A 25,760-nucleotide genomic window follows, 5' to 3' on the forward strand; every position below is an offset into this window, starting at 1 on the left:
GCGGGGGAACGCCGTGTCCGTTTTCTGGTGATACGACGGACCGGAATACTCGCATAACCGGCAATGCGGAAGAAAAGCCGGATTCGACGCACAACGCTTGCCGAGTTAAATCCCGGAATGTCACAATGTCCGATCAAGCGACTGTTTCCCTGGAGTTAGGGCACGGTTACGGTGCCGTTAAGCACCTGGCACCGTGGGGACAGGTGCTCGGGGAGGTCATGTGGAGGGATTCGCCGGTGGGGACGCGGCCGAGATGCGGGCTTATGCCGAGGAGCTCCGCGCCGCCTTCATGCGCCTTCAGGAACAGGCGCCCGAGACGCACCGCAGGGCCCGCGCCGTACAGGTCACGGAGAAGTCCGAGGACGGGCTGATCGCCGCCACCGTCGGAGCGCGCGGCGACCTCATCCGCCTCGACATCGACCCGCGCATCTACCGGCGGCCCGACTCCCGCGAGCTCGCCGACTCCATCACCGCGACGGTGCGGCGGGCCGCCACGAAGGCGCAGGCGGAGGTCATCGAGCTGTTCGCACCGCTGGTCCCCCGCGAGCAGATGAGAGCCCACCTCGACGGAGACCTCGACAGCGTGCTGGAGCAGATGGCTCAGCAGATGCTCGGAAGGCGGTGACCCGCGATGCCGGAGAACGTCGACGTCCACGCCCCCACCGCCGTCCAGGCGCTGGCCCAGTGGGACGCCGCCACCAGCGGCATCACCCGCGCGTTGAAGGAGGGCCAGGCGCGCATCCAGCGGCTCGTCGCGGCGGCGCCCTGGGGCGACGACTCCGCCGGCGCGTCCTTCCACACGGCCTACATCAAGGACGCCAGTCCCGAGATGCTCGCCCGCATCGGCGAGATGGTCATGCAGGACGTCGAGGAGGTGGGCGGCAAGGTCCGCACGGCCGTCGGTAACACGCGCCGCACGGACAAGGCCCAGGCCGGCACCACCCTGAGCATTTGACCCCGGCGACCGGACGGGAATGACGTGGCGCACGGCGGCAACCCCAACGTCAACCCCAACACCCCCGGCGGGCAGGCGTCCCCCGGCATCGGCGGCACCTCCTCCACCGACGTCACCCCCGCCTGGGGCGAGTCGCTCCCCGGCTGGGTGGACACCTTCATCGCCATGATCGCGGCGGGGCAGAGCTGGCCCAGGGCCAGCGAGAGCCTGCTGTGGGAGCTCGCCAAGGAGCACCAGGCGCTCGGCGGCGGGCTGCAGGAGTCGGTGGACCCCGGCATCGCCGCCGGCAGGGCCGTCCTTGCCGGATGGCAGGTTCCCGCCACTCCGCTGTACGTCGAGCAGGCCGACCAGGTGCTCAAAGGCGACGGAGGCGTGCTGGGGCTGGCGCTCGCGCACCAGGCCAAGGCGCTGCAGGTCGACGACTTCGCGCGCGAGACGCAGTACTCCAAGATCTCGATCAACGTTGCCTTCTGGGTGGGGGTCACGGCCGCCGCCATCGCGCTGCTCAGCATGGGCGCCGGCGTGCCGCTCCTCGGCCCGATCGCCGCCTCCACCCGCGCGGCCATCTGGCGGATCCTCCAGCGGCTCGCGGCGGTCGCCGGGCGCGACCTCGGCGCCGGCGTCACCGCGCGGCTCGCGGCGGGCCGGCTGGCCCAGACCGGCGCCCAGAGCCTCGCCCGCACGATGCTCGCCAGCCACCTCGGACGGGAGATCATCGAGGAGATCGGCGAAGAGGTCTTCATCGACGCCTACAGCCAGCACAAGCAGATGGAGATGGGCACCCGCACGAGCTGGGACTGGAGCAAGACCTCCGCCTCGGCGATCGGCGCGGGCGGCGGCGCGGTGGCGGGCATGAAGGTGGCCGCCCCGCTGCTGTCGCGGTACGGCGGGCGCGTCCCGATGCTGAACCGGCTGGACGACCTGGCGCGCAACGGGTCGGGGGCCTCCAGCAGGCTGGCCGGGTTCGGGCGCGACGCCATGCAGACCGGGCTGAACAACATGGTCGCCTCGCCCGCCGGCAGCTTCCTGGCCAACGGGGTGGTCTACAACGAGTGGAACCCGCTCACCGCGCTGGGCCCCGACGCTCTCGCGGGCGCGTTCATGGGCGGCGCCGGCCGCACGCGGACGATCAGCCCGTTCAACCCCGACGTCTTCCACGCGGTCACCCACCCGGCGCAGACCCTGCACGCCGCCACCACGGCCGACGCCCAGGCCCGCGCCACCACCCTCTCCAGCACCGCCCCGGCGACCAATCCCTCCCCCGCCCCCGGCGCCGCCCCGCCCTCCGTCTCCAACCCCGCATCCTCCAGCCCCGCATCCTCCGGCCCCGCGGCCTCCTCCAACGCCGGCCCCGCAGGCCCCTCCGGCACCGGCACAGGCCAGCCCCTCACGGGGTCCTCCGGCCAGAGCCCCGCGCCCCCCGGCGGCGCCGCCCCTCCGGCCACCCTCTCCACCGGCAACCCCCCTCCGTCCGGCACAGCCCAGCCCGCCCAGACCAGCGGCACCGGCCAATCCGCCCAAACCGGGGGGACGAGCCAGCCTGCCCAAACCGGAGGAACAGGCCAGGCCACGCAGTCCGGCGGCACGGGCCAGCCCAACCAGACCGGAGGGACGGGCCAGCCCAACCAGACCGCGGGCACGGGCCAGCCCCACCAGACCGGAGGGACGGGCCAGCCCAACCAGACCGCGGGCACGGGCCAGCCCCACCAGACAGGGGGGACGGGCCAGGCTGCCCAGACCGGGGGCACCGGTCACTCCGCCCAGAGCAGCGCCGCGAGCCAGTCCAACCAGACCGGACCGGGCAGCCCTCCGCCTCCCGGCACCGGCACCGGACAGAGCGCGCCCTCGCCTCAGGGACTCGATCCCCATGCCCAGGCGTCCTCCCAGCAGGCGCCCCCGCCCACCACGGCCGCGCCGTCCGGCACGACACCGCCCGGCGCGGGGACGATCGCCGCCGGCCCCGTCCCCGGCGATCCGAGCGCTTCCGGACCCGTCCCCGGCACCCCGAACGTCACCGGTCCCGGCACGCCGAACGCGTCCGCCCCGGTCCCCGGCACCCCGAACGTTCCCGGTCCCGGCGCGCCGAACGCTTCCGCTCCCGTCCCCGGCGCGCCGAACGCATCGGCGCCGCCGGGGTCACCGTCGCCCGCTCCGGCGGGAACGGGCGTGCCCGCGACCTCGGGCGCCACCCCGGCCGCTGGAGTGGCCCCGGCCACGGGGGTGGTTCCGGCGGGCGGCCCGGGTCCGGCCGTGGCCGCCGCTGGTCCGGCGCCGCTGTTCATGCCGGGCATGCCCTCCGTCCAGGTGACACCCGCGGCGACGCCTTCCCAGGTCACCCCTTCCGGAATCCCGCCCCGGACGACCCCCGCCGGGACGGCTCCCCCGGCCGCGGCCGGCGGGGCCCCGTCCGTGCGGACGACCCCCGCCGGGACGCCTCCACAGGTCGCGCCGGGCGCGGCCCCAACCGCGCAGACCACACCCACAGGCACGCCCCCGCAGGTCGCGCCCGGCGCGGCCCCGTCCGTGCAGACCACGCCCGCCGGGACGCCTTCCCAGGTCGGGGCGGGTGGCGTGCCGCCCGTCTCAGGCGGGGGCACGTCCGCCGCCGGCGCCGCCTCGCCCGACCCGGCGCACACCGTCACCGCCGTGCTCAGCGACATGCTGCCGCTGGTCGACCCGGACGCGCTGCCGCTCGACGACGGTTCCCTCCGGGTGACGGGTCCCGACGGGCGACCCCATCTGGTACGCGCCGATGCCGTCCGCCGCATGACCCGGAATCTGGGCGTGCGGGTCATGGACGGCGTCCAGGACCAGCGGCTACGGGCCGAGGCGGCGGCCCGGCTCGGCGCGGCCATATCGCGGTCCGCCGGCCTGCCGCCGATGGCGGGCTCGCTGAACGCGCTCGGCCGGCTCGCCGACGCCTCCCCCGGCGCGCTGGACGTCCTCGCCGACGTGGCCCGCGAGGTCGTCGGCGACCGCTGGGGCCGTCTGCGCGCCACCGACCTCACCGAGGCCGCGCACCGGGTGGTGAAGGAGGCGAACGGCGGCCTGCCGGAGGAGTCGTCCGGCTACGACGTGATGCGCACCGGTCCGCTGGACGAGCAGCGGAAGGCCGTCTCCGAGCGCGCCGCGACCCTCGCCGACGACCTCGCCGCCACCGCCGCGCAGACCACCTCCACGGGAACGGGTGCGGGCACCGGCACGACCACGCAGGCCACCCCGGCCCCGGCGGGCGCCGCCCCGACCCCCGTCGCCCCCGCCACGCCATCCGCCCTTGCGCCCACAGGTACGAGCACCCCCACCGGTTCGCAGGCCGCTCCCGCGTCGACCGGGTCGACCAGGACGAGCACCGGTCCGCAGGCGGCTCCCGCTGTGGCCGGGACGAACGCCTTGTCCGCCGTCCCGGCGAGCGGCGGGCCGTCCACGACCGCGCAGGCCGGGACGAACGCGACCGCGCAGGCCGGGACGAACGCGAACCTGGGGCAGGTCGTCCCAGGCGGCGGGGAGACGCGGCCCGCGCAAGGGGTCGTCCGGCGGTTCCTGGGGGCCGCGCTGAACCCGTTCTCGTCGAGGGGCGGGGCTCTGGCACCGAACGTGGAGGCGCGGTACGCGGAGTACCGGCACCTGGCCGAGCGCTGGTCGCAGGCCGCGCCCGATCAGCGAGACCACTACGAAAGCCAGATCAGGACGCTCATCACCCGGCTGTCGGACCAAGGACACCCCGCGCCGGTGCCGCCGTGGGACACCGGGCGCTTCCACACCGTCGTCCCCACCACCATCGCCCAGACCCAGCCGGTCCAGGCGACCCTGACCCAAGCGACCCCGGCCCAGGGGACGCAGACCCAGGGGACGCCGGCGGGGAGCCAAGGCCAGGGGGCCCTGTCTCAGGGAAACCCGGCCCAAGGAACCCAGGCGCAGGGAACGCGGCCCTCGGCAACCCCAGCCCAGGGAACCCGAGCGCAGGGGACGCAGCCCTCGGGAACCCCGGCTCAGGGGGCGCAGGCGGGGGTGGCGCTCCCGGGGCCGCTGGTCGAACTGGTGGAGCGGGTCGAGCGGGTGCGCGAGTCGCTTCGGCAGGTGGAGGACGGGCAGCGGGCGCGGGAGGCCGCGAACCGGAAGAGGGCCGAGGACGCCGCCGAGCGGGCCGGCACGGCCCACGACAACGCGGAGAAGGCCGACGCCGAGGAGGACGCCTGGCACGTCGACCGGGCACGCGATGCGCGCTCCACCAAGCGACTGGAGGAGATCGCCGCCGAGCACTACGGCCGCATCGCCGACGCCTACGGCGAGGCCGCCGTCCGGGCGCAGGAGGTGGCCGCCGCCTACGCGAGGGTGGCGGAGACGCTGGAGCGGCTCGCCGCCACCCAGACGTCGGCCTCCCCGGCCCAGACGTCGGCCACTCCCGTACAGGCATCGGCCTCTCCAACCCACACGTCGACCTCTCCCGCCCAGGCGTCGGCCACTCCGGCCCAGACATCGGCCTCTCCAACCCACGCGTCGGCTTCTCCCGCACAGGCGTCGGCTTCTCCCGCGCAGGCGTCGGCCTCTTCCGTTTCTGATCTGGTCGCGCGGGTCGCGGAGCAGGTCCGGGAGGCCGACGCCGCGTTCGAGCGCTACCGCGAGGCGGTGAAGGCCGCCCGGCCTCCGGACGCCGTGCTGCCTGTCGGCGTCCCGAGCGGCCGGCTGCCGTACCTCACGCGGCTGACGAACGCGGTGAACCAGGTGCTCGCCGACCGGGGCGTCGACGAGAGGGTCCGCCCTGCCGAGCTGATGTGGACACTGCGCGCGGACTTCCAGCAGCTCGCCTCGCCCGACGGCGTGGTGCTGCGCTTCGGGCACGGGACGGCGGGCGAGGTGCGGATTCGCCTGGAGATGGGCGAGCCGGTCGAGGTGCCCGACCCCGGCCGCGTGTCCTCGGAGATGATGCAGGGCCTGCTGCCCCAGGGCGGGAGCTGGATGGCGGCGACCGTGGTGCGCATGCTCAGCGCGTCCTTCGGCCTGAACCTGGCGACGGTCGCCGCGCTGGCGACGCCGGGCGGCGGGCTGGTGGGCCTGCTCGGCGGCCTGGCCAAGTACGTCGGGCTGAGCGTGCGCCACAACGTCGGCCGCTCCTCCACCACGACGGGGTCGCACGCCGAGTACGTCCTGCCCGGTCAGGTCGCCGACAACCGGGGCGACGCCACGCTGTTCCACGTACCGGTGGCCTACACGGTCGACGCGCGCGTCCCGGGCGGTCGCGGCGGGAGCCCGGAGTGGACGGCGGCGGCCCGGGTCACCGAGGGCGCGGGCAACGACAAGACCGGCCTTGACCTGTGGCTCTCGCACGCCCACACCGAGCACCCGCCCGACGCGCCGTTCAGGTTGCCCGAGGACCAGGTAGGCGACGCCCGGTTCCCCCGGTACGTCCCCCTCCACACCGAGGGTCTGGAGCGGCTGGCCGACGAGGCGGTGGCCACCGAGGGCACGGACGGCAGGCCGCTGCGGCGCGCGACCCGCGACCAGGTGCGCGCGATCATCACCCAGGAGCTCCCGGGCCATCTCACCGAGGCGGTCGACGACGAGCAGGGGTTCGTCCGGATCATCACCGACGGCGGGCGCAGCGGCGTGCTGCGCGTGAGGTCGCGGGTGGTGTCGGAGTCGATGGCGTCCCGCCCGGGATGGAAGCAGTTCCAGGAGTGGCTCGGCGTCAGCTTCTCCGGCGCCACCGGCGCCATGTCGGCCGGTCGTTCCTCGGGGCTCGGCACGACCGGAGGCGTCGGGCTCACCGACGACACCGCCCCCTCGAACGGGTGGCACGGCCTGGGGGTGCGGCTGAACGCCGGCTTCCGGCGGGCGTGGTCGCGCTCGGACGGCGTGTCGGCCGGCGGGGTGTCCATCTACCCGCTCGTACGCCGCTGGATGGGGCGCACCAACCTGCAGGACGTGACGCTGCACCACGACGTCACGGTCTACTTCTTCGACGAGGGCGGCCCCCGGCCGGAGGTCTCCGGCGACACGCGGATGCTGCTGCAGGTGCCCGAGCCGGACGCGGGCCGCGCGGGGTGGGCGGTCGACGCGGACGCCCCGTCCAGGGACGAGGCGGGCGAGCAGCGCGCGAACGCCGACGGCTCGCCGAGGTTCCGCGATGACCCCGACCCCGCGCCGCCGCCTGGCCGGACCACCGACGCGCCGGTCTGGATGGGGAGCAACGCGGACCAGATGCGCGGCGCCGGTCCGTCCACGGTGTACCTGGACGCGGTCGAGGTGCACCGCAGGCGCGAGGAGGTCATGAGGAACCTGCGCGCGGCCGGCCTGCTGCCCGGGATCGGGCCGGACGGGCTGCCCAGGCCGTCATTGGACCCCCTGGAGCGGGACGCCCAGCTCGCCAACCTGCGCGAGGTGACCGAGCAGTTCTCGGTGAACGCCCTGCAGACCCGCATCGACCAGGCCGCGCAGGACGGCGTCCACCTGGACCTGGTGCGCGCGCGCCTGGGGGAGAGCATCCGGCACTACACGCTGCGGGTGAGCCTGGTGGACACCGGCCGCTCGGACTACGCGGGGTGGTCCGAGGCCGAGGGCCACGTGGCGCTGAACATCAGCTCCAACACCACCGTACGGTCCAGGAGCAGGTCCAGAACCTGGATCGCCTCGCTGTCCTTCGCCTTCAAGCCGCTGGTCAAGCTGGCCGCGAAGCTCGGCAAGCACTGGACCGGCGCCGAGTTCGGCTGGGAGGGCGGCATGAGCCGCTCCACCGGCTGGGGCTCCGGCTACACCCTGAACGAGGTGACGCTGATCGAGGGAACGCCGGTGGCGGAGTTCCGGCGCGCCTACACGATGCGGGCCGACCTGGTGGAGAAGGGGCGGACCCGCTCGCTGCTGTCGCCGGAGTCGCTGTCCGCGCCGGTGTCCGCGCGGATGCTGGTGCCGGCCGACCTGCTCGCCCAGCGGCAGGCGGTGACCAGCCCGGTGGCGCCGCACCCGACCACCCCGGAGCTCATCCGGCGCTCGATCCTGCTGAACATGGACCTGCGCGACGTCCTGCCCGCGATGCTCAACGTCGTCCCTGAGGCGGCGCGCGCGGACGCGGAGACCCGGCACATGCTGGCGGCGCTGGCCAACGTCCGCACGATCATCTCCGACACCTCGTGGCTGGGCGGCGAGCAGCGCGCCGACTTCCTCGTGCGGGCGGAGGGCGCCCGCCCGCGGCGCGGCTGGGTGGCCGTGCGCGTGGAGCTGGGCGAGTCGGAGTGGGTGGCGGTCAACAACCTGACCACCGCCGACATCCACCTCGCGCTGAGCAGCACCTCGGCGAACTCCGGCGGCTCCCACAGCAACGCGGTGAACGCCTCGGCCGGCGCGGCGGGGCGCCTGGCGGCCGATCTGGGCGGCGGCGTCAACGGGTCGGCGACCAGGAACGCCGGTCACTCCACCGGCCGCACCCTCATCGCCGGCGACGAGCCGATCATCGTGGACACCGGCAAGCAGTACGGCTACCGCGTCCCGGTGACGGTCTACGTGACCGGGGGCATGGAGGGCTCGGAGACGCGGCCTCCCGAGGTGGTCCCGAACGGCAGCATCATGTACGACCTGCCGGAACAGGACGCCCTCACGCTGTACGGGCACGGCGAGATGCCGCTGCCGCTGCACGCGGTGGCCGACGCGATGGAGCGCTTCCTCAACGGCCACCTGAAGTTCGACGCGCCCATGGCGATGCGGCTGGCCCGTCAGTACGTCAAGGACCGGCAGGCCGCTCTGGCCGACCCGAACCCGCCGGACATCCCGCTGCTGGCCAAGCACACCCCCGAGGCGCTGTTCGAGGGCATCAGCGCCCGCCTGCTCAAGGAGCTGAACAAGCCGGCCGCCGACCTCGACGACCTGCTCGACCCGGCGCGCACCGCCCAGAACGTCCGGGTGGCGATGCCCGTGTACTCCCAGAACCGGCTGGGCACGACCGCCATCAAGTCGATCAGGCTGCGCACGGCCGACGGCCGTGCGGTGGAGGTGCTGGACGCGGTGGTCGACCAGGTCCTGGCCGCGGTGCCGAACGCCCGGCTCACCGACCCGGTGATGATCCGCGCCCTGGTCGGCATGTTCGCCGGCGACAACTGGTGGGGCACCATCGAGAACCAGTTGTCGCCGCACGGCTTCGAGTGGGAGATGCCGGTGCGGGTCGGCCGGCACAAGACCAAGCTGGTGCGAATCACCCTGCGGAGCGGGTTCGACGGCGACACGGTCGAGCGCGAGGGGCGCAACGACGCCAAGGTCTTCATCCGCCAGAAGTACGGCTACGAGAGCGTCGAGGAGTCGGCCTCGGCCGGATCGTCGTTCGGCGCCGGCGCGAACGGCGGCGTGTCGGTGGGCGGCAACGGCGGGAAGGCGTCGGCCGGCAGCCATCGCGGCCACACGCGGTCCACCTCCAGGGGCGTGCAGCTCACCCAGCTGTACGGCGTGGCCTCCTTCGACGGCGGCGACCTGGTCAGCCACCCCGTGACCGTCGCCGTCAGCGCGAAAGTGGTGCCGATGCCCCCCGGGCGGTCCGGCAACCGGCTGACCCAGCCGGTGCGCTCGTTGTTCCAGCGCACCGGAAGCGCGGTGTACCGGGGCGTCGCGCGGGGCGCGCGGACGGTGGCCGGAGTGCTGCCCTGGGTGCGGCCGGTGGCGCCGATCCTGGCCGATCCCGCGCCGCTGGTGCTGACTGGCACGGCCGTGCGGCTGGTGGAGGACGGCCTCACCGTGCCGGCCGACCAGGTGCCGGCGCCGACGCCGCGCGTCCCCGACCCGCGCCCGCTGGAGCTGCCGGAGGCGATCTTCCCGGTGGAGACGGTCGCCGACGGGCTCATCGACGCGGTGCGCGCCCGGCTCGCGCGCCCGGACCTGCTCGGGCCGGTGGGCGTGCAGGAGCAGTGGACCCGCATCGCCCACGCGCTGTCGCGGATGGCGCTGAACGCCAACCTGGAGCTGATCACCTCGCCGGACGGCCACCCCGTCCTGCGCGTCCCCATGCACGGGAACAAGGTGGTGGACGTGTGGATCCACGCCACGCCCTCCGAGGAGGAGATGGTCGTCGGCGAGCGGCAGAATCTCGAGAACCGCCAGGTCAAGCGCCGCCAGGAGACGTACGGGACGGCCTCGGAGCGCAATCGCCTGTCGCCGGCGAGCCGCGGCGTGGAGGGCGCGCAGGACGGCTGGGGCACCGGCCAAGGCGTGTCCACCGGCGACCAGGCGGGCCAGCGGGTCTCCTCCTCCGGCGGCGCGCGCAAGGAGAAGAGCGGCTTCGAGAAGGGCCCGGCGGTGACGCTGAGCACCCGCCTGGACCTGGCGGTGTCCTTCAGGGTGTCCACCGTGCGGAACGACGGCGGCGAGCGTCCAGGCAGGGTGGTCGAGCTGCCCGGGTCGGTCACCGGGCACGCCGTGGTGATGATGGCCACCCGCGACTACGAGGCCATGCTGCGGCGCCGGCGGCACGAGCCGGGCAGGGGCTGGTCGTTCGACGATGACGGCTCCTCCGCCGAGCGCCGTCCGCGCCGGCGGCGCCCGCTCGCCGGACGCGCGCCGTGGACCTCCGCCGGGCGCGGGCCCGCGACGCTGGACCAGGTGGTGGACGCGGCGCGGAGCCGGCCGGAGTTCGCCACCGCCCCGATCCGCGCGGTGGCCGAGGAACTGCGCGGGCGCCTGCCGCGTCCCGGCTCGGGCGAGGCGCTGACCCTCAGCACGTCCGCGCGACCGGCCGACCTGCCCATCCCGCTCGCCTGGGCGCGGCTGCTCGCCCGCGAGCTGCGCGTCGACGTGCGCATCGACGTGCAGGAGCCCGGCGGACTGGTCCGCGGGTACACGGCCGACACGAGGGGCCGGCTGGCCGGCGACATCCCCGACGGCGGGTTCGCGGCGGCGCTCGCCGCGCTGCCGACCGAGGTGGCCGCCACGGCGGTGGCCCACGGGCTGGACCTGCGCCCGCTGTTCAACCGGACCGCCGTGCGCGGCGACTTCGCCGAACAGGTCACCGCCGAGCTCGAAACCCTCGGGGCGACCGTGCCCCAGCGGCCGGCGCCGATCTTCCCGCGGCCGCTGTGGGGTCCGGGCCCGGAGGAGAGCGCCAACACCATGCTGGGCAGCCTGGGCGTCCGCGCCCCGGTGGACCCGGGGTCGGGCTTCGTCAGGGGCAGGGCGCCGGAGTCCGGGCCGCTCGACGAGGCCGAGCTGCGCACCGCCTGGCAGGACGTCCAGGCCGACGACCTCGGCGTGGACGTCCGCGCCTCGGCGTGGCCGGACGGCGACCCGGTGCTGACCGTCACCACCGGGGGGCCGCTCGGCGAGGTGCGCTTCCGCCCCGAGGTGGCGGGGGTCCCGGCCGACCGGATGGCGAGCACGGACCTGGACTCCGGCTCCCCGTACGTCGTGCGCATCGACCCTGACACCCCGGCCCACCTGGTCGCGCGGACGCTGGTCCACGAGGTGGGCCACGCGATCCGCGAGCTGGCCGCGCGCGCGGGCGGCGCCCCGCAGGGCGTGCTGCGGCCGTCCCTGGCCGCGGCGAGCCCGGCGGGCGCGCCCGTGCCGACGACCGACGCGTGCGCCGAGGCGCGGGTGGACGAGTACCGCTACCTGTCGCGCAAGTGGACGCAGGCTCCGGCGGACCGGCGGCCGGGGCTGCGCGCGCAGATCGAGGGGCTGGCCCGGCTGGTGGAGGGCCGCGGGCTCACTCCCCCGCCGCCGCCGTGGTCGGGCCCCCCGCCGTCGGTGCCGCGTCAGCGGCCGAGCATCGGCAGCCTGCTCAACGCCTCCACGCCCCCCGGCCCCGCCGCCGGCCCTCCTCCCGCGTCCACCGGCCCCGCCAATGCCCCGGCGAACGGCACCACCGCAGGCCCTGCCGCGGGGAACGGGACCGCCGCGGCGCCTTCCGCGGGCAACGGCGCGGGGAACGGCCCGGCGGGCGGCGGGACACCGGCGGCGGGCGAGTCGCGGCAGGAGTTCTGGGCGCGGATGCGGCGGATGAGCAACACCACCGGCTGGATCCCGCCGGAGGAGGACCCCCTTCGGCGACCGGCACCGTCGCCGTCGGGCTCGGCCTCGGCTCCGGCGCGACCACCGTCCCCGGTCCCGACGGCACCGCCGTCGTCATCCGCGGTCTTCCGGCCGTCCTCGTCCACGCCGCCACGCTCGCCGTCGCCGTTCGCCTCGCCCCCCGACCTGGGCGAACCGGCGGGGCGGCCGGTGAAGGTACGGCACGACGACACTCTGACGACCATCGCGCGCCGCTGGCTCGGGCCGGGCGCCACCGACGGCGAGGTGGCGCGGGCCGCACGGGACTGGTACCAGGCGAACCGGGACCTGATCGGGGACGACCCCGACCTGCTGACGCCCGGGCAGACGCTGACGCCGCCGACGCGAGGAAGCAAGGTATGACGCTCCCAGTGGCCCGCACCAGGGACGAGGCCCACCTGTACCTGGACCTGCACCCGTGCGAGCGGTGCGGGTCGGTCGAGACGACGTGGGAGCACGCGCTGGTCGCCGTGCCGGAGGGCCTGGCGGCGCGCTACGCCGGCGCGTGCGCGGGCTGCGGCGCCGAGCGACGGCACCTGTTCGGGCTGCCGGAGCGCGAGGTGGGCGCCGGGCCGTTCCCCACGTTCGGCGGCCCCGAGCCCTCGCAGCTCCTGGACGCCGGCGAGTGGCTGTGGGTGGCCGACCTGACGGCGGGCAACGTCCCGGCCGATGACCCCGACGCGGCGCGGCAGGCGCTCGCCATCGCGGTGGCGGCGGTCGAGGAGGTGGTGAAGTTCGTGCCGCCGGGCGAGGAGCAGGTGCCCGAGCGGGCGTTCTGGACCGACCTCGGCCGGCAGGTGCGCGGCGCGGAGCCCGGCCGGTTCCAGGTGGACCGCCTGCTGGTCGTGCGCGACGCCTACCGCCGCCTCGCCGGGTGACGACAGGACGACCGCCACCGGCACTCGCCCCGCTGCCGATATGGTCGAAGGCCCCGGGCCGGCCGCAGAGGAAGGGACGGCATGTCACCGCTTCGCGCCAGAACGCTCACCGAGGCGCACCTCTACATCACGCTCACCGCGAGCCGCGACGACCCCGGCCGCGCCGCCGAGCCCGAGCGCGACTACGAGGCCCACACGACGCTGACCGAGGGCCAGGACGGGTGGACGCTGCGGTTCGACGGGCAGGCGCTCGGCCTGGCACTGCGCGTCGAGGTCGTGGTGCCGTACGCGACCGAGGCCGAGGCGCGCCGCGACCGGCTGCGTTTCGGCGCCGGGCGCTCGGAGTTGATCGACGCCGGCCAGTGGCGGGTGCTCGGCGCCGCCTACGCGCGGCGGGCCATGCGCGAGGACCTGCTGTTCGCCGCCTCCCCTGATGACCCCGAGCGCTTCGGACGCGTGGTGCGCGCCTGGGAGTGGGCCCGCGACGCGACCGCCGAGGCGGCCAGGTTCCTGCCGCCGGGCGCCGCCGAAGTGCCCGCCTCGGCGTTCTGGACCGGCCACGGCGCGGCGATCCACCGCGAGGCGCCTCAGCGCTTCACCCGGGCGTCCCTGGAGGGCGATATCGCCGCCTACCAGCAGACCCTGGACGACTTCATCGTGGCAGGCACCGGCCGCGACGCCTGACGCGTCAGGACGACAGGCTCACCGGCTCGGGCAGGGGGAACAGGCCGACGAACCGTTCGGCCAGGTCTTCGCGGCCGTCGAGCGCGAGGTCTCCGGCGCGGAGCGCGTCGGCGAGCGTGCGTTCCCCGTGCAGCAACGCGGCCAGCGTGGCCGCGTCGGTCGCGATGGTGACGTCGGCCTGATCGGGCTCACCGCGGGCGGTCTTCCTCGAAGCCCCCGAGCTCTCCAGCCTGGCGGTGAAGAGGACGATGGCGGAGAAGATCCTCGCCGCCATCACCGACGCCTACGAGGGCCTGGCCAACACCAAGGAGACCCTCCTGCTGATGAACCACTACCCCCTGGAGAACGCGGGCTGGGCCGGCCGGCTCCAGTCCGACAACCCCGAGATCGTCCGCGCCGTCGCACAGCTCAACCGGTAACCGCGGGACGACGGAGGGGTGCGCCGCACCAGCCGGCGCACCTCGCCGCACGACCGGCCGCCGCGGAGCTCGAAACGGCGAACGGCGCGAAGGGGGGCCAGGTCAGGCCGGTTTGATCGAGCGGGTGCCGTGGATGAGGAGCTTGGTGACCCAGGTCTCCCAGTCGGTCGGGACGGGGTTGGACCCCGGGTCCTGTTCGAGGTTGCCGACGATGCTGTAGGTCGCCGAGCCGGTCATCCGGGCGGCGAAGCTTCCCCAGCGCCCGCCCGGGAGGAAGGGCACCAGCGCCACCGAGTCGGCGGCGGCGTCGAAGGCGAGGTTCGCCACGAACGCCTGGCCGAACTCGACGGCGTTGGTGCGCAGCGACAGCACGTCGCGGCCGTCGGCGTCCTTGCGCACTCCCGAGGCGGCGTAGATGCCGGCCTGGATCACCTGCTGGCCCCCGGCGTAGGCGACGCTGTCGATCGTGTAGTAGAAGGCGTTCTGGACGATCTTGGAGACGCCGATGTTGAAGATCTTCAGCTGGCTGCGCGCCAGTGAGGTGAAGTACTTCTGCACCGCCTGCTCGGCGAACCTCGCCATCCCCGCGGTCGGCCAGGCGTACATGGTGGTGAACAGCATGTTCGCCCATGCCTGCACCGCCATGACGACCAGCAGGCGCCGCGTGGTGTCGATGTAGTGGGCGTAGGTGCGGCACGCCGCGGCGGCCCGGCGGCAGTAGTCCGCGACGTCGGGCGGGTACCCGGAGAAACCGTCCGGCCGGAAGGCGGTCAGCGGCGTCGGCGAGCCCTGCCACATGGACCTGAACGCCTCGACGCCCGGCCCGGAGTTGCCGGTCCACACCTGCTTGGCCGCCTCGTCGGCGGCGATGATCCCGTCGTCGATGCTCTTGGCCAGCCCTTCCAGGGTGCCGGCGGCGGTCCGCAGGCCGTCGGGGTCGCCCTCAGGCCACTGGACGCCCAGCATCGCCGAGACGAACGCCCCGTGCGCCGCCGTGGCCACGGTGAGGGTGGTGCCGGCGGGATGCTTTCCGGCCGTCCTGCCGAAGGCCGCCAGCGGCGCTCTGAGCATGGCGAAGGACGGGCTCACCTCACCTCCGCCTTGGTGACCGGGACGGCGAACCCCTGGGCTTCGACCGCCTGCGCGAGCCGGCCCACGGTGGCCCAGTCGGCGGTCTCGAGGTTGGCCCCGGCCTGCGCGAGGTTGTCGCCGATACGGTCGTAGGCGGCCGTGATGTTCCCGGCGTGCCGGGCGATCTCCTCGGTGGCCGCCCGGAAGCCCTTGCGCCCCTCGGCGCCCTCGTAGAAGACGTGGCCGTGCTCGTCGTCGCCCCAGAAGTGTCCGAGCCCCGAGAGTGCGGCCATCGCGGCCTTGAGCGCCGTGCCCAGGTGGTCGCGCTGGAGGTGGAAGTCGTCCTGGCGCCGGGTCAGGACGGCGGGTACGACGTCCGTCACGACGCCCGGCCGGCCGTCCCCGTACACGTCCGTTCCCGCCACCGGCGCCTCCGCATCCTGTGATCACCCGACCTCCCAGAATGGTAGAAAAGCCGGGTTTCGCCATATTTGCAGAAGCCGATCTTCCCGGATGTCGCCGAAGTGAGCACCACGACACACCGCGGAAACGTGCCCTCGCGCGGCGCACCGGCCGCGTCGCGAACCACCGGCTCCGCGACCTGGGCGAGTCAGTGCGAAACGGCGCGGCGGCGGCCGTCAGTAGCCGCGGTAGCCCGTGCCGTTCTTCGTGCCGACCACTCCGGGGACGTTGGAGACCGATCCGTACCGCTCGATGGCGTACCGCACGCCGGCGATGATGTTGTCCACCGGGTTGTAGATATCGCGGTGCCCGGGAAGCGACCACCGGTCGAAGGTCGGGTCGATGGTCTGCATCAGGCCTTTGGACGGAGTGCCCGCCGCCGCGTTGGAGTCCCAGTTGTTGATCGCGTTCGGGTTGCCGCCCGACTCGTGCTGAATGATCATCCAGATGTCGCTCGGGTTCATCTTGTCCACGGGGTAGCCGGCGGCCCGCAGGATCTCGATCGCCTGCTGGATCCACTCGGCCACCTGGCCCTTGGGCGCGGGCCCGCCCCCCGGCGGCGGCGGGCCGCTGGAACCGTACCCGCCGAACCCCCCGCTGCCGCCCCCGGAGTCGCCGTAGGATCCGCGGCCGAAGTACTGGTCGTACTCGCTCTTCGGCACCGGAACCCACTCGGTGACGCGGCCGGGTCCCGGGACGAACGACTGGTCCCCGGCGGCGGGGATGTCGGCGAACGCGGGCGTCGCCTCCTTGAGGTGCTTGGCGATGTCGCCGCGGGCGGTGTTCAGCGCGCTCTCGGCCGTGCCGACGTAGGTCCGCGCCAGGGCGGTGTACTGTCCGGCCTCCTTGGTGATGCCCGCCTTGAGGTCGTCCTCGGTGGCGTGCGGGTTCAGCCGGCGGTACTCGGCGGTCCAGGCCAGCAGGTCGTCGCACGCGCCGTCGACGTTGCGCTTCGCGGTCTCCACCGCGCCCGCCACCGTGTCCAGGCAGTCGGCGCAGGACGCGAGCGCGCCGTGCAGGGAGTCGCCCGCGCGCCCGTACCGGGCCATGTAGGTCACGAAGGCGTCGGCCGAGGCGCCCTTCCAAGCCGCGTCAACCTGGGACAGGGCCTTCCCGAGCGTGTTGAGCCGCTCGACGGTGTGGCCGCCCGCCGTGCGCCAGCGCTTGGCGAGCTCCCGGATCGCCGCCGGGTCGCCCTGCACCTTGCGCGCCAGCGCGGCCAGCTCCTGGCCGCCCGGCAACCCCGCCACGGCGTCGATGTCCGTCAACGTCGCGGGTCCTTCTCCCCGCCGCTCACGTGAACCGCCGGAAAGAGATGGGCTGCCGGCCGGCGACGTCCTGGATCTTGACCACGTCCCCGGAGTGCGGCGCGGCGATCATCTTGCCGTCGCCCATGTAGACGGCGCAGTGGGTCGGCGGCTCGCCGAAGAACACGATGTCGCCCGGCTGCGGCGGCCCGGTGATCGGCTTGCCGCTGGCCCAGTAACCGGCGGCGGTGGCATCGCCGATCTTGATGCCCGCCTCGTTCAGGGAGGCGTGCACCAGCCCGCTGCAGTCGAAGGCGTCCGGCCCGTCCGCGCCCCACACGTAGGGCTTGCCCAGGTGGCTGCGGGCGGCGGCCACGATGTCGGCGCCGGTGCCGTTGCCGGTCACCTCGAACGGGATGGCGCGCGGCGCCGCGCCGCCCCCCGCCCCGCCGCCGGAGCCGCCCCCCGAACCACCGCCCGAACCACCGCCGGGACCGCCGTCGTCGGTGACCGTCGTGCCGCCGGGCGGCGCACTGGTGCTCGCGAGCGTGGTGGTGCGGTTGGGGTCCAGCGGCGTCGGCCGCCACTCGGTGGTGTGACCCGGCCCGGGGACGAACGCCTGCCGGTCGGCCGCCGGGATGGAGGCGAAGGTGGGATAAGCCTGCCCGACGTGCTTGCCGATGTCGGTGCGCGCGGTGGACAGCGCCGTCTCGGCCGTCTCGACCTGCTCCTTCGCCTTGTGGACGGCCAGCCGCACCTCGCGGGTGATGCCCGGCTTGAGCTGGTCCTCGGTGGCGTGCGGGTTGAGGCGGCGGTACTCGGCGACCCACGCCAGCAGGTCGTCGCACGTCTGGACGACGTTCTTCCTGGCCGTGCGCACCGCGCCCGCCGCCGAGTCCAGACAGCCCGCGCAGTTCACCAGCACCTCGCGCAGGGAGTCCCCCGCGCGGCCGTAGCGGTTCATGTAGGCGACGAAGGCGTCGGCCGAGTCGCCCTCCCAGGCGTCGTCCATGGTCCGCAGCGCCGTGCCGAGGGCGCGCAGCTTCTCGACCGAGCCGGAGGCCGCCGTGCGCCAGCGCTTGGCGATCGCCTCGACCGCCGCGGGGTCGCCGTCGGTCTTCTTCAGCAGAGCGGCCAGTTCCTGGCCTTCGGGCAGCGCGGCCACCGCGTCGGCGTCCGTCATACCTTCGGCAGATTCTTCTCGGTGCCGTGCTCGGCGCTCTTGACGTTGGTCTCGACGGTGTCCAGCGCGCGTTCGACCCCGTCGAGGCGGGTCTTGACCGTGCCGAGCTCCTCGTCCGCGTGGCTCTCCACCGAGCCGATGGCCGTCACCAGCTCGGCGGCCCCGGTCAGCGTGCCGAACATCGAGGAGGTGGCGGCGTTCTTGGCGGGGAAGTCGTCGCCGATGGAGGCGAGCTTGCCTGCCTGGGTGTTGACGGCGACGCGGAGCTTGGCCAGCGCGTCGTAGTTCACGTCGAGACTCACCGGGGCCGGCTCCCTCCGTCGTCGGCCAGGACCATCCAGCGGCTCGGTCCCGGGCCCGACGCCCACCGTGCGCCCGGAACCGCCAACGAGCGATCATATCCGGCTAGGCCGATCATGGGCCATGAATCACCCTGAAAAGGTCACTCCCCTGTGCTCGGCGCAGACGGCGGCAGGAACGCGGTCTGGATCAGCCGGGAGCCGTACCGGCGGTCCACGTAGTAGGCGCGGCCCGGCGGCAGCGGGTGCGGGCGCACGCCGAACAGCACGCCCTCGTCCTTGTCGCCCGACAGGATCACCGCCGGGCTCGCCATGTCCTTCAGGCGCTGCATGACCGGGTCGAACATGCCGCGCCCCGCCCCGCCCATCGCGCGGGACAGCACCAGGTGCAGGCCGATGTCCCTGGCCTGCGGCAGCAGGTCCAGCAGCGGCGCGAGCGGGTTGGCACCGGTGGCCACCAGGTCGTAGTCGTCCACGACGAAGTACAGGTCGGCGCCCTTCCACCAGTTGCGCGCGCGGAGCTGGTCAGGGGTGAGGTCGGCGGGCGGCAGCCGCTTGACCAGCGCCTCGCGCGCCTCGGCGACCATGTCGGCGGCCGTGGTGCTGGAGGCCGCGTAGCCGATGCGATGCTCGGTGTAGGCGGCGTCCAGCAGCGAGCGGCGGTAGTCGATGACGATGAGCCGCGCCCCGGCGGGGGCGTGCCGGGCGACGATGCCCTCGGCGACCAGCCGCAGCAGGTTGGACTTGCCGCTCTCGGTGTCGCCGATCACCGTCAGGTGCGGGTCGACGTCGAACTCCGCCAGCACCGGCGACAGCGTGGCCTCGTCGATGCCGAGGGGGATGCGCGCCCCGGTCTCCTCGACGCTCGGCAGCGCCTCCACCGGCAGCACCGACGGCAGCAGCCGCACGCGCGGGGCCGGCCGGCCGCGCCAGGCCTCCCGGACGCCGTCCACCAGGGCGCGGACGCCCACGGTCAGGTCATCGGCCGTCCGCACGCCGTCGATGCGCGGCAGCGCGCTGAGGAAGTGCAGGCCGTCGCGGGTCAGGCCGCGGCCGGGCACCCCCTCGGGCACCGCGAGCGCGGTCTTGCGGTTGACCTCCGACTCGTAGGCGTCGCCGAGCTTGAGCTCCAGCCGGGAGCCGAACAGGTCGCGGATGCCGGGCCGGAACTCCGACCACTTGTTGGTGGCGGCGACGATGTGGATGCCGTAGCCGAGGCCCCGGGCGGCCAGGTCGGTGATGGTCGGCTCCAGCGAGTCGAACTCCTGCCGCACGGTGAGCCAGCCGTCCACGACGAGGAACACATCGCCGAACTCGTTGTCGGCGATCTGGCCCTCGGCGATCTGGCGCCGGTAGGTGGCGATCGAGTCGATGCCCCGCTCGGCGAACTCGCGCTCGCGCTGGTGCAGCAGGCCGGTGACCTCGGCGACGGTGCGGCGCACCCGGTCGCCGTCCAGGCGGTTGGCGACGCCGCCCACGTGCGGCAGTCCCTCCAGCGAGCCCAGCGTGCCGCCGCCGAAGTCCAGGCAGTAGAACTGCACCTCGCGCGGGGTGTGGGTGAGCGACAGCCCCGCGATCAGCGTGCGCAGGATCGTGCTCTTGCCGCTCTGCGGCGAGCCGACGACGGCCAGGTGGCCGGCCGCGCCGGCCAGGTCGACGGCGAGCGGGTCGCGCCGCTGCTCGAACGGACGGTCCACGATGCCGAGCACGGCGCGCAGCCTGCCGCGGCCGGCCCATCCGGCGGTGGTCAGTCCGTAGTCGGGGGTGATGCTCAGCGGCGGGAGCAGGTGGCTCAGCGTCAGCGGCTCGGCCAGCGGCGGCAGCCAGATGCGGTGCGCCGGCGGCCCGTACCCGTCGAACTGGCGGACCATGATGTCCAGCAGGCTGTCCCTGCCGACCACGGAGGGCTCAGGCTCGGGCTCGGGCTGCGCGGGGGCGACGGGCGGCGGGATGTAGGCCGGGCCGTACAGCACCACCTGCCGCTGCTCGGCGGCGCCGCGCCGCTCCTGGCGCGCCTCCTCGGCGTAGGGGCCGGAGACGTAGGCGGCCTTGAAGCGGGTCATGCCGGTGGTGTCGAACTTCAGGTACCCGTTGCCCGGCGCCGAGGGCAGCTCGTAGGCGTCGGCGACGCCCAGCACGACCCGGCTCTCCATGGCCGAGAAGGTGCGCAGGCCGATGCGATAGGACAGGTGGGTGTCCAGGCCGCGCAGCCGGCCCTCCTCCAGCCGCTGCGAGGCGAGCAGCAGGTGCACGCCGAGCGAACGGCCGAGCCGGCCGATCATGACGAACAGGTCGATGAAGTCGGGCTTGGCCGAGAGCAGCTCGCTGAACTCGTCCAGCACGACGAACAGCGTGGGCAGCGGCCGCAGGTCGACGCCCTGCTCCCTGGCGCGCTCGTAGTCGCGCAGGGAGGCGTAGTTGCCCGCCGAGCGCAGCAGTTCCTGGCGGCGCACCATCTCGCCGTGCAGGGCGTCGTACATGCGGTCGACCAGCGGAAGCTCGTCCTCCAGGTTGGTGATCACCGCGGAGACGTGCGGCAGCGACTCCATGCCGAGGAAGGTCGCGCCGCCCTTGAAGTCGACCAGGACGAAGTTGAGGATTTCGGAGGAATGGGTCGAGGCCAGCCCGAGCACCAGGGTGCGCACCAGTTCGCTCTTGCCCGAGCCGGTCGCGCCGATGACCAGCCCGTGCGGCCCCATGCCGCCCTGGGCCGACTCCTTGATGTCCAGCTCGACCATGCGGCCGTCGGCGCCGAGCCCGATCGGCACCCGGAAGCGGTTGCGGGGCGCCCGGGGCCGCCACAGCGTCGCGATGTCCAGCCGGCGCGGGTCGGCCACGCCGAGCAGGTCGGCGAGGGTCATGTTGGAGGACAGCACGTCCTGGCTGTCACCGCTCTTGGCCGTGGAGACGCGCAGCGGCGCGAGCTGGCGGGCCAGCCCGTCGGCCTGCAGGAACGACAGCCGGTCGGGGCGGCCGAGCCCGGTGACGATCTCCTTGCCCGCGTGGTCGAGCTGGACGCGGTTGAAGCGGTCGGCCAGCACCTCAAGGCGCAGGGTGACCCCCTCCTCGACCAGCGAGGTGGAGCCGCTCAGGTCGATGACGGTGACGCCCTGGATGGCGTCCGCGCCGAGCTGGGAGTCCTGCGGGATGTGCCCGCCGTCGACGATCACCACGTGGTAGGGCAGCGACTCCGGCGACAGGCCCTGCTTGAACCGGCCGCGGTCCTTCAGCTCGCCGCCGAGCAGCCGGTCGAGCTCGCGCAGGTCGTCGGCCATGAGCCTGACCGGCCCCGCGGCGTCGAACTCCTCCGGGTGCAGGGCGTGCGGCAGCCACTTGACCCACTCCCACTGGGCCATCCACTCCTTGCTGGCGCACACGGCCACCCGCATGTCGTCCGGGGAGTGGAACACCGCGAGCTGGGCGATCAGCGACCGCACCAGGTCGCGGACGGCGGCGGGGTCGCCGGCGGGCAGGATGCGGGCGAAGGAGTGCAGCGCCATCGCGATCGGCAGGTCGTCCACGGTGGAGTGGGCCCTGATGAAGCGGCGCAGCGCCCCGGCCGACATGGCGTCGAGGTCCTCCACCGGCTTGGCGTCCGGCGCGATGAGCTGCACCGCGAGGCGCTGGGTGCCGGTGCCGACCCGGACGGCGGCGAAGTCGCCGTCGCGGGGCCGCCGCTCCCACAGGCGCGGTCCCATGGCGACCGCCCACAGCGTGCCGGGCTCGGGGCCGTTCCAGTCGAGCGCCTCGCGCTGCTGACGCACGGCCCTGCGCACCTTGGCGCGGGTCTGCGACAGGTAGCGGAAATAGTCGCGCCGCAGGCCGTTGAGCCGCATCTTGCGCTCGCCGGAGGCGCGGCCGAGCTGGCTCATGCTCATGCCCACCATGGACAGGGCGAACATGCCGCTGGCGACGTACATGATGGGGCTCCCGCCGCCGCCCCCGGTGAACATCAGCGCCATGGCGGCGCCGCCCGCGGCCATCGGCAGGAAGGTGAGGATCTGCATGAACCCGCCGGACATGGTCTCGGGGATCTCCGGCGGCGACTCCAGCAGGATCTCGCCTCGCGGCGGTGCCGGAGGCGGACGGCGCTCGGGTCGCCGGATGACGACTATGCCCACGTCGCTCCATGTTCGGATGGACCTGCCCCGGGGAACCGGCCTACCGGAGGGCCGCGCGCCCCGTGAGGGCAGGGATGGGTCGTACCGGAGCCAACGGTAGCGAACTCCGATCACCGGGCCGCCCCGGACCGGCAAACCTGGCGCATCCCGCAAAACATGCATATGTCCGCCCTCGCGCCGCATGGCAGCCCGATACGGTATTCGCGTGATCTCAATGGAGTCGGTGTGACGCTCAACCCGACGGGCGGGCCTCCCCTGCGCGTCCCGGGCGGCCCCGGCGGGCCTGGGACGCCCGGCGCCCTGGACGTCATGAACGGCCAGCCCAAGCCGGCCGTCCTGCGGGCGCCTGGATCGGCCATCGCGATGACCCGCGTCACGATCGTGACGCCGCGCAAACGGATCGACCTCGCCATCCCCTCCGACCTGCCGCTCGCGCACGTCCTGCCCAACCTGCTGGGCGCCGTCGGCGAGAACGGCGACGAGAGCGTGCTGTCGACCACCGGATGGGTGATCCAGCGGGTCGGCGGCCGGGCCCTTCCGCTGGACGCCAGCATGACCGCCCTCGGCGTGCGCGACGGCGAGGTCCTCTACCTGCTGCCCCGCCCGTCCGAGCTGCCCGAGGCCGTCTTCGACGACGTGGCCGACACCATCGCCACCGGCATCAAGGAACGGTCGGGGCGATGGCAGCCGCGGCACACGCGCGCCACCGGCCTCGGCGTCGCCGTCGCCTTTCTCGTCTCCGGCGCCCTCGCGCTCACCGTGTCGGGGCCTCCGTGGACGCTCCCGACGGTCGTCACGGGCCTGCTGGCCTTCCTGCTCGTCGGGGCGGGCGCCGCGCTGTCCCGCGCCCTCGGCGACAGCGCGGCCGGCGCGGTCATCGGGTACACCGCCCTGCCGTACGCCTTCCTGGCCGGGCTGCTCGCCCCCGCCAAGGACGTCGGCATGCTGTGGTTCGGCGCGCCCAACCTGCTCGCGGCCTTCGCCATGACCGCGCTGACGGCCACCGTCGCGGGCTGGGCGATCGCCGAAGGGCTGCCCAACTTCTTCGGCGTCATGGTCGCCTCCATGGCCGGCGCCGCCGGCGCCGCCATCGTCATGGTCTGGCATCCGCCCGCCCCGGGCGTGGGCGCGCTGCTGGTCGCCATCGTGCTGGCCTGCACGCCGCTGATCCCCACCCTGTCCTTCCGCCTGGCCCGGCTCCCCCTGCCCGCCGCGCCGAAGAACGCCGAGGAACTGCGCGCCGACAACCAGGAGCTGGACGGCCCGGACGTCAAGCGCCGCGCCGTGGAGGCCGAACGGTTCGCCACCGGCCTCGCCGCGGGCGTCGCCCTGGTCGCGCTGAGCGCCGAGCTCCTGCTGCTCGGCACCGGCGGCTGGACGGGCAGGGCCATGCTGGTCGTGCTCGCCCTGGCGCTGATGCTCCGCGCCCGCGTCTTCCACGGCGTCGGCCAGCGCGTGTGGCTGGCCGGCACCGGCGCCGCCGGGCTGCTCACCGTCCTGGTGGGGGCCGCACTCACCGGACCGGGCACCGCCCTGCTCGTCGTCCCCGGCCTGCTGGGCGTGGCCGCGGTCGCCGCCGGCATGGGCCTGTTCCTCCCGCAGCGCCGCCCCACCCCCTTCTGGGGCAGGGCCGGCGACATCCTGGAGTTCGCCCTGATCACCGCGCTGTTCCCGCTGGCCCTGGGCGTCCTCGACGTCTACACCTGGATCCGCGGCCTGGCCGGCTGACCCTGCCGTCGGCCGCGGCCCGGCCCCCACCACGCGGCGGGCGGATTCCGGCCCCGCTACGGCGCGAGCGGCCGCCCGGTCAGTGCGGTGACCACATACGTCACCGGGCGCGGCTCTCCGCCCCCGGCCACGTGGTGCAGGTGATCGGCGCCGGGTCGGCGGGTCGTGGTACGGCGATGCCGGCGCCTGCTACGGCGCCCAAGCCGGTGAACGGTCCCGGACAGCGCGCTAGCTATAGCTAGGGGACGGCCGGGTAGCCGGGGTCCTTGCCGCGCTGCGAGGTGCCGATGAGCAGCTTGGCGATCAGCTGGCTCGGCGTCGGCAGCACGCCGGCGCCCGACTTGCCGTCCTCCAGGTTGTAGGCGACGGTGTAGGCGCTCGACCCGACGTAGAAGGAGGCGAAGTCGCCGGCGTCGTTGTTGCGGAACACCTTGCCCATCGGCCCCAGCTTGGTGAGGTCCCACACGCCGAAGAAGGCCAGGCAGGCGGCGAAGTCCTTCAGCGTGGCCATGGAGTTGTCGGAGAAGGAGCCCAGATCCTGGCCGAAGGCCGCCCGCGCGCCGAGCGCAAGCGCCTCGTCCCCGAGTGCGAAGACGGCGCTGCCGACGGAGTACCCCACGAGCTTCTCGACGGCGACCTTCATGATCGCGTGCTCCAGGAGCTTCAGCAGGACCTGCGCCTGGACCTTCTTGTACAGCCGGTCGATCAGCCACCGCGACAACGCCGCCGCCTGCGCGCCGACCCACGGCCAGGAGGCGGCGAGCATGAGCTGGGCGTAACTGGTCAGCGCCATCACCCGCAGGGCGTCGCGCGTCTTCTCCAGCGCCTCGGCGTACCCCTCGCACGCCTCGGCCATGCGGCGGCAGTAGGCCGACATCGCCGGTGGGACGGCCGCGACGCCGCCCGGCGTCTTGACCGTCCCGGCCTGGGTCCAGAACGCGCGGAAGGCCTCCGACCCCTGGCTCGGGTGCTGCGTCCACACCCTCTGGGCCAGACCGCCGGTCACGGTGGTGTTGGCATCGATCTTGCCGGCGAGCGAACGCCACACCGTGGCCGCCTCCCGCGCCCCGTCCGGGTCCCCTTCGGGCCACTTGGACAGGATCGTCCAGGCGACGAACCCGACGATGCCCGCTCCGCCGGCGGGATAGAGCATCCAGCGGGACGGGCTCACCTGTCGCCCTCCAGCAGGCGGGCGACCGAGGCCCAGTCGGCGACGGCGACGTTCCTTCCCATCAGGACCAGCCTGTCGCCGATGACGGCGTAGACCGTGGCCAGCGCGTGCAGCTCGTGTTCCAGGTCGGCGGCGCGGGCGCCGTACCCGGCCTTGCCGTCCCCGCCGTCGTGGAAGGCACGCCCGGCGTCGTCGCGGCCCCAGAAGTCGCCGATGTCCATCAGCCGGCGCGTCGCCTCGCGGACCGCGCCGGCGATGTCCTCACCCTGGCCGCCGAAGAGCCTGCCGATGTCCCCGAGCCCCGACGGGGACACGTCCAGCACCTGCCCCGGCCCTCCGGGCGGCCCCGGCACCGGGTCTTCGAGAGGTTGATGCGACATGACGCCCCCGTGTCGTGATGGGCGGCCAGCCACGCGCCGCCGGTCCAACGCTCACGGCCGAATGGTACACATGTTCGAGTCGCACCAACCGACATGATCGACAATACACCCCCAACCTATCGGTCAAGGGGAAAACTCCACCG

Annotated in this window: 16 protein-coding genes; 7 read left to right on the forward strand and 9 right to left on the reverse strand. The window is 74.1% G+C overall.

The features are described 5' to 3' along the window. Positions 1–220: 220 nt before the first annotated feature. The 5 genes from ACWEN6_RS08970 to ACWEN6_RS08990 all read left to right on the forward strand — a co-directional run bounded on the left by ACWEN6_RS08970 (position 221) and on the right by ACWEN6_RS08990 (position 13,536). A complete protein-coding gene (locus ACWEN6_RS08970; RefSeq protein WP_452569692.1) occupies positions 221–625 on the forward strand; it encodes a YbaB/EbfC family nucleoid-associated protein in 405 nt (134 codons plus the stop codon). Between the two features lie 6 nt (positions 626–631). Then, positions 632–955, forward strand: a complete 324-nt coding sequence (locus ACWEN6_RS08975; RefSeq protein ID WP_354834975.1) for a hypothetical protein — start codon at positions 632–634, stop codon at positions 953–955. A gap of 24 nt (positions 956–979) precedes the next feature. Beyond that, on the forward strand, positions 980–12,337 hold the full coding sequence (locus ACWEN6_RS08980) for a WXG100-like domain-containing protein (RefSeq protein WP_452569693.1): 11,358 nt from the start codon (positions 980–982) through the stop codon (positions 12,335–12,337). Further along, the gene (locus ACWEN6_RS08985; protein WP_452569694.1) at positions 12,334–12,852 is read left to right on the forward strand and encodes a hypothetical protein; all 519 of its coding nucleotides are present in this window, start codon (positions 12,334–12,336) and stop codon (positions 12,850–12,852) included. Before ACWEN6_RS08980 ends, ACWEN6_RS08985 begins: the two co-directional genes overlap by 4 nt. Positions 12,853–12,933: 81 nt before the next feature. Then, complete coding sequence (locus tag ACWEN6_RS08990) at positions 12,934–13,536, forward strand: hypothetical protein (protein ID WP_452569695.1); 603 nt, start codon at positions 12,934–12,936, stop codon at positions 13,534–13,536. Positions 13,537–13,540: 4 nt separating this feature from the next. Here the strand turns inward: ACWEN6_RS08990 and ACWEN6_RS08995 are convergent, their stop codons facing one another. After that, entirely contained in the window at positions 13,541–13,810 is a 270-nt protein-coding gene (locus ACWEN6_RS08995; protein WP_452569696.1) for an alkyl sulfatase C-terminal domain-containing protein, read from the reverse strand. Between ACWEN6_RS08995 and ACWEN6_RS09000 the strand changes: the two genes are divergently transcribed. Next, complete coding sequence (locus tag ACWEN6_RS09000; RefSeq protein WP_452569697.1) at positions 13,785–13,955, forward strand: hypothetical protein; 171 nt, start codon at positions 13,785–13,787, stop codon at positions 13,953–13,955. The genes ACWEN6_RS08995 and ACWEN6_RS09000 overlap by 26 nt on opposite strands. 102 nt (positions 13,956–14,057) lie before the next feature. Here ACWEN6_RS09000 and ACWEN6_RS09005 read toward each other — a convergent pair whose 3' ends face one another. The 6 genes from ACWEN6_RS09005 to eccCa all read right to left on the reverse strand — a co-directional run bounded on the left by ACWEN6_RS09005 (position 14,058) and on the right by eccCa (position 22,338). Beyond that, entirely contained in the window at positions 14,058–15,044 is a 987-nt protein-coding gene (locus tag ACWEN6_RS09005) for a WXG100-like domain-containing protein (protein ID WP_452569698.1), read from the reverse strand. After that, positions 15,041–15,451, reverse strand: coding sequence for a hypothetical protein (locus tag ACWEN6_RS09010; RefSeq protein WP_452569699.1), 411 nt, complete (start codon positions 15,449–15,451; stop codon positions 15,041–15,043). The genes ACWEN6_RS09005 and ACWEN6_RS09010 overlap by 4 nt, the downstream gene beginning before the upstream one ends. A 213-nt stretch (positions 15,452–15,664) precedes the next feature. Continuing rightward, complete coding sequence (locus ACWEN6_RS09015) at positions 15,665–16,756, reverse strand: transglycosylase SLT domain-containing protein (RefSeq protein ID WP_452569700.1); 1,092 nt, start codon at positions 16,754–16,756, stop codon at positions 15,665–15,667. Positions 16,757–16,781: 25 nt separating this feature from the next. Continuing rightward, positions 16,782–17,918, reverse strand: a complete 1,137-nt coding sequence (locus tag ACWEN6_RS09020; protein WP_452569701.1) for a bifunctional WXG100 family type VII secretion target/C40 family peptidase — start codon at positions 17,916–17,918, stop codon at positions 16,782–16,784. Next, positions 17,915–18,220, reverse strand: coding sequence for a hypothetical protein (locus ACWEN6_RS09025; RefSeq protein ID WP_354915317.1), 306 nt, complete (start codon positions 18,218–18,220; stop codon positions 17,915–17,917). Before ACWEN6_RS09025 ends, ACWEN6_RS09020 begins: the two co-directional genes overlap by 4 nt. A gap of 140 nt (positions 18,221–18,360) precedes the next feature. After that, positions 18,361–22,338, reverse strand: a complete 3,978-nt coding sequence (eccCa, locus tag ACWEN6_RS09030; RefSeq protein ID WP_452569702.1) for a type VII secretion protein EccCa — start codon at positions 22,336–22,338, stop codon at positions 18,361–18,363. 225 nt (positions 22,339–22,563) lie between these two features. Here eccCa and eccD point away from each other — a divergent pair, with 225 nt between their 5' ends. After that, the gene (gene eccD, locus ACWEN6_RS09035) at positions 22,564–24,066 is read left to right on the forward strand and encodes a type VII secretion integral membrane protein EccD (protein ID WP_452569703.1); all 1,503 of its coding nucleotides are present in this window, start codon (positions 22,564–22,566) and stop codon (positions 24,064–24,066) included. A 238-nt stretch (positions 24,067–24,304) separates the two neighbouring features. Here eccD and ACWEN6_RS09040 read toward each other — a convergent pair whose 3' ends face one another. Both ACWEN6_RS09040 and ACWEN6_RS09045 read right to left on the reverse strand, forming a co-directional pair. Next, positions 24,305–25,237, reverse strand: coding sequence for a WXG100-like domain-containing protein (locus ACWEN6_RS09040; RefSeq protein WP_452569704.1), 933 nt, complete (start codon positions 25,235–25,237; stop codon positions 24,305–24,307). Continuing rightward, positions 25,234–25,617, reverse strand: coding sequence for a hypothetical protein (locus tag ACWEN6_RS09045; protein ID WP_354835003.1), 384 nt, complete (start codon positions 25,615–25,617; stop codon positions 25,234–25,236). Before ACWEN6_RS09045 ends, ACWEN6_RS09040 begins: the two co-directional genes overlap by 4 nt. Between the last annotated feature and the right edge of the window lie 143 nt (positions 25,618–25,760).

This window comes from Sphaerisporangium sp. NPDC004334, assembly GCF_053602655.1.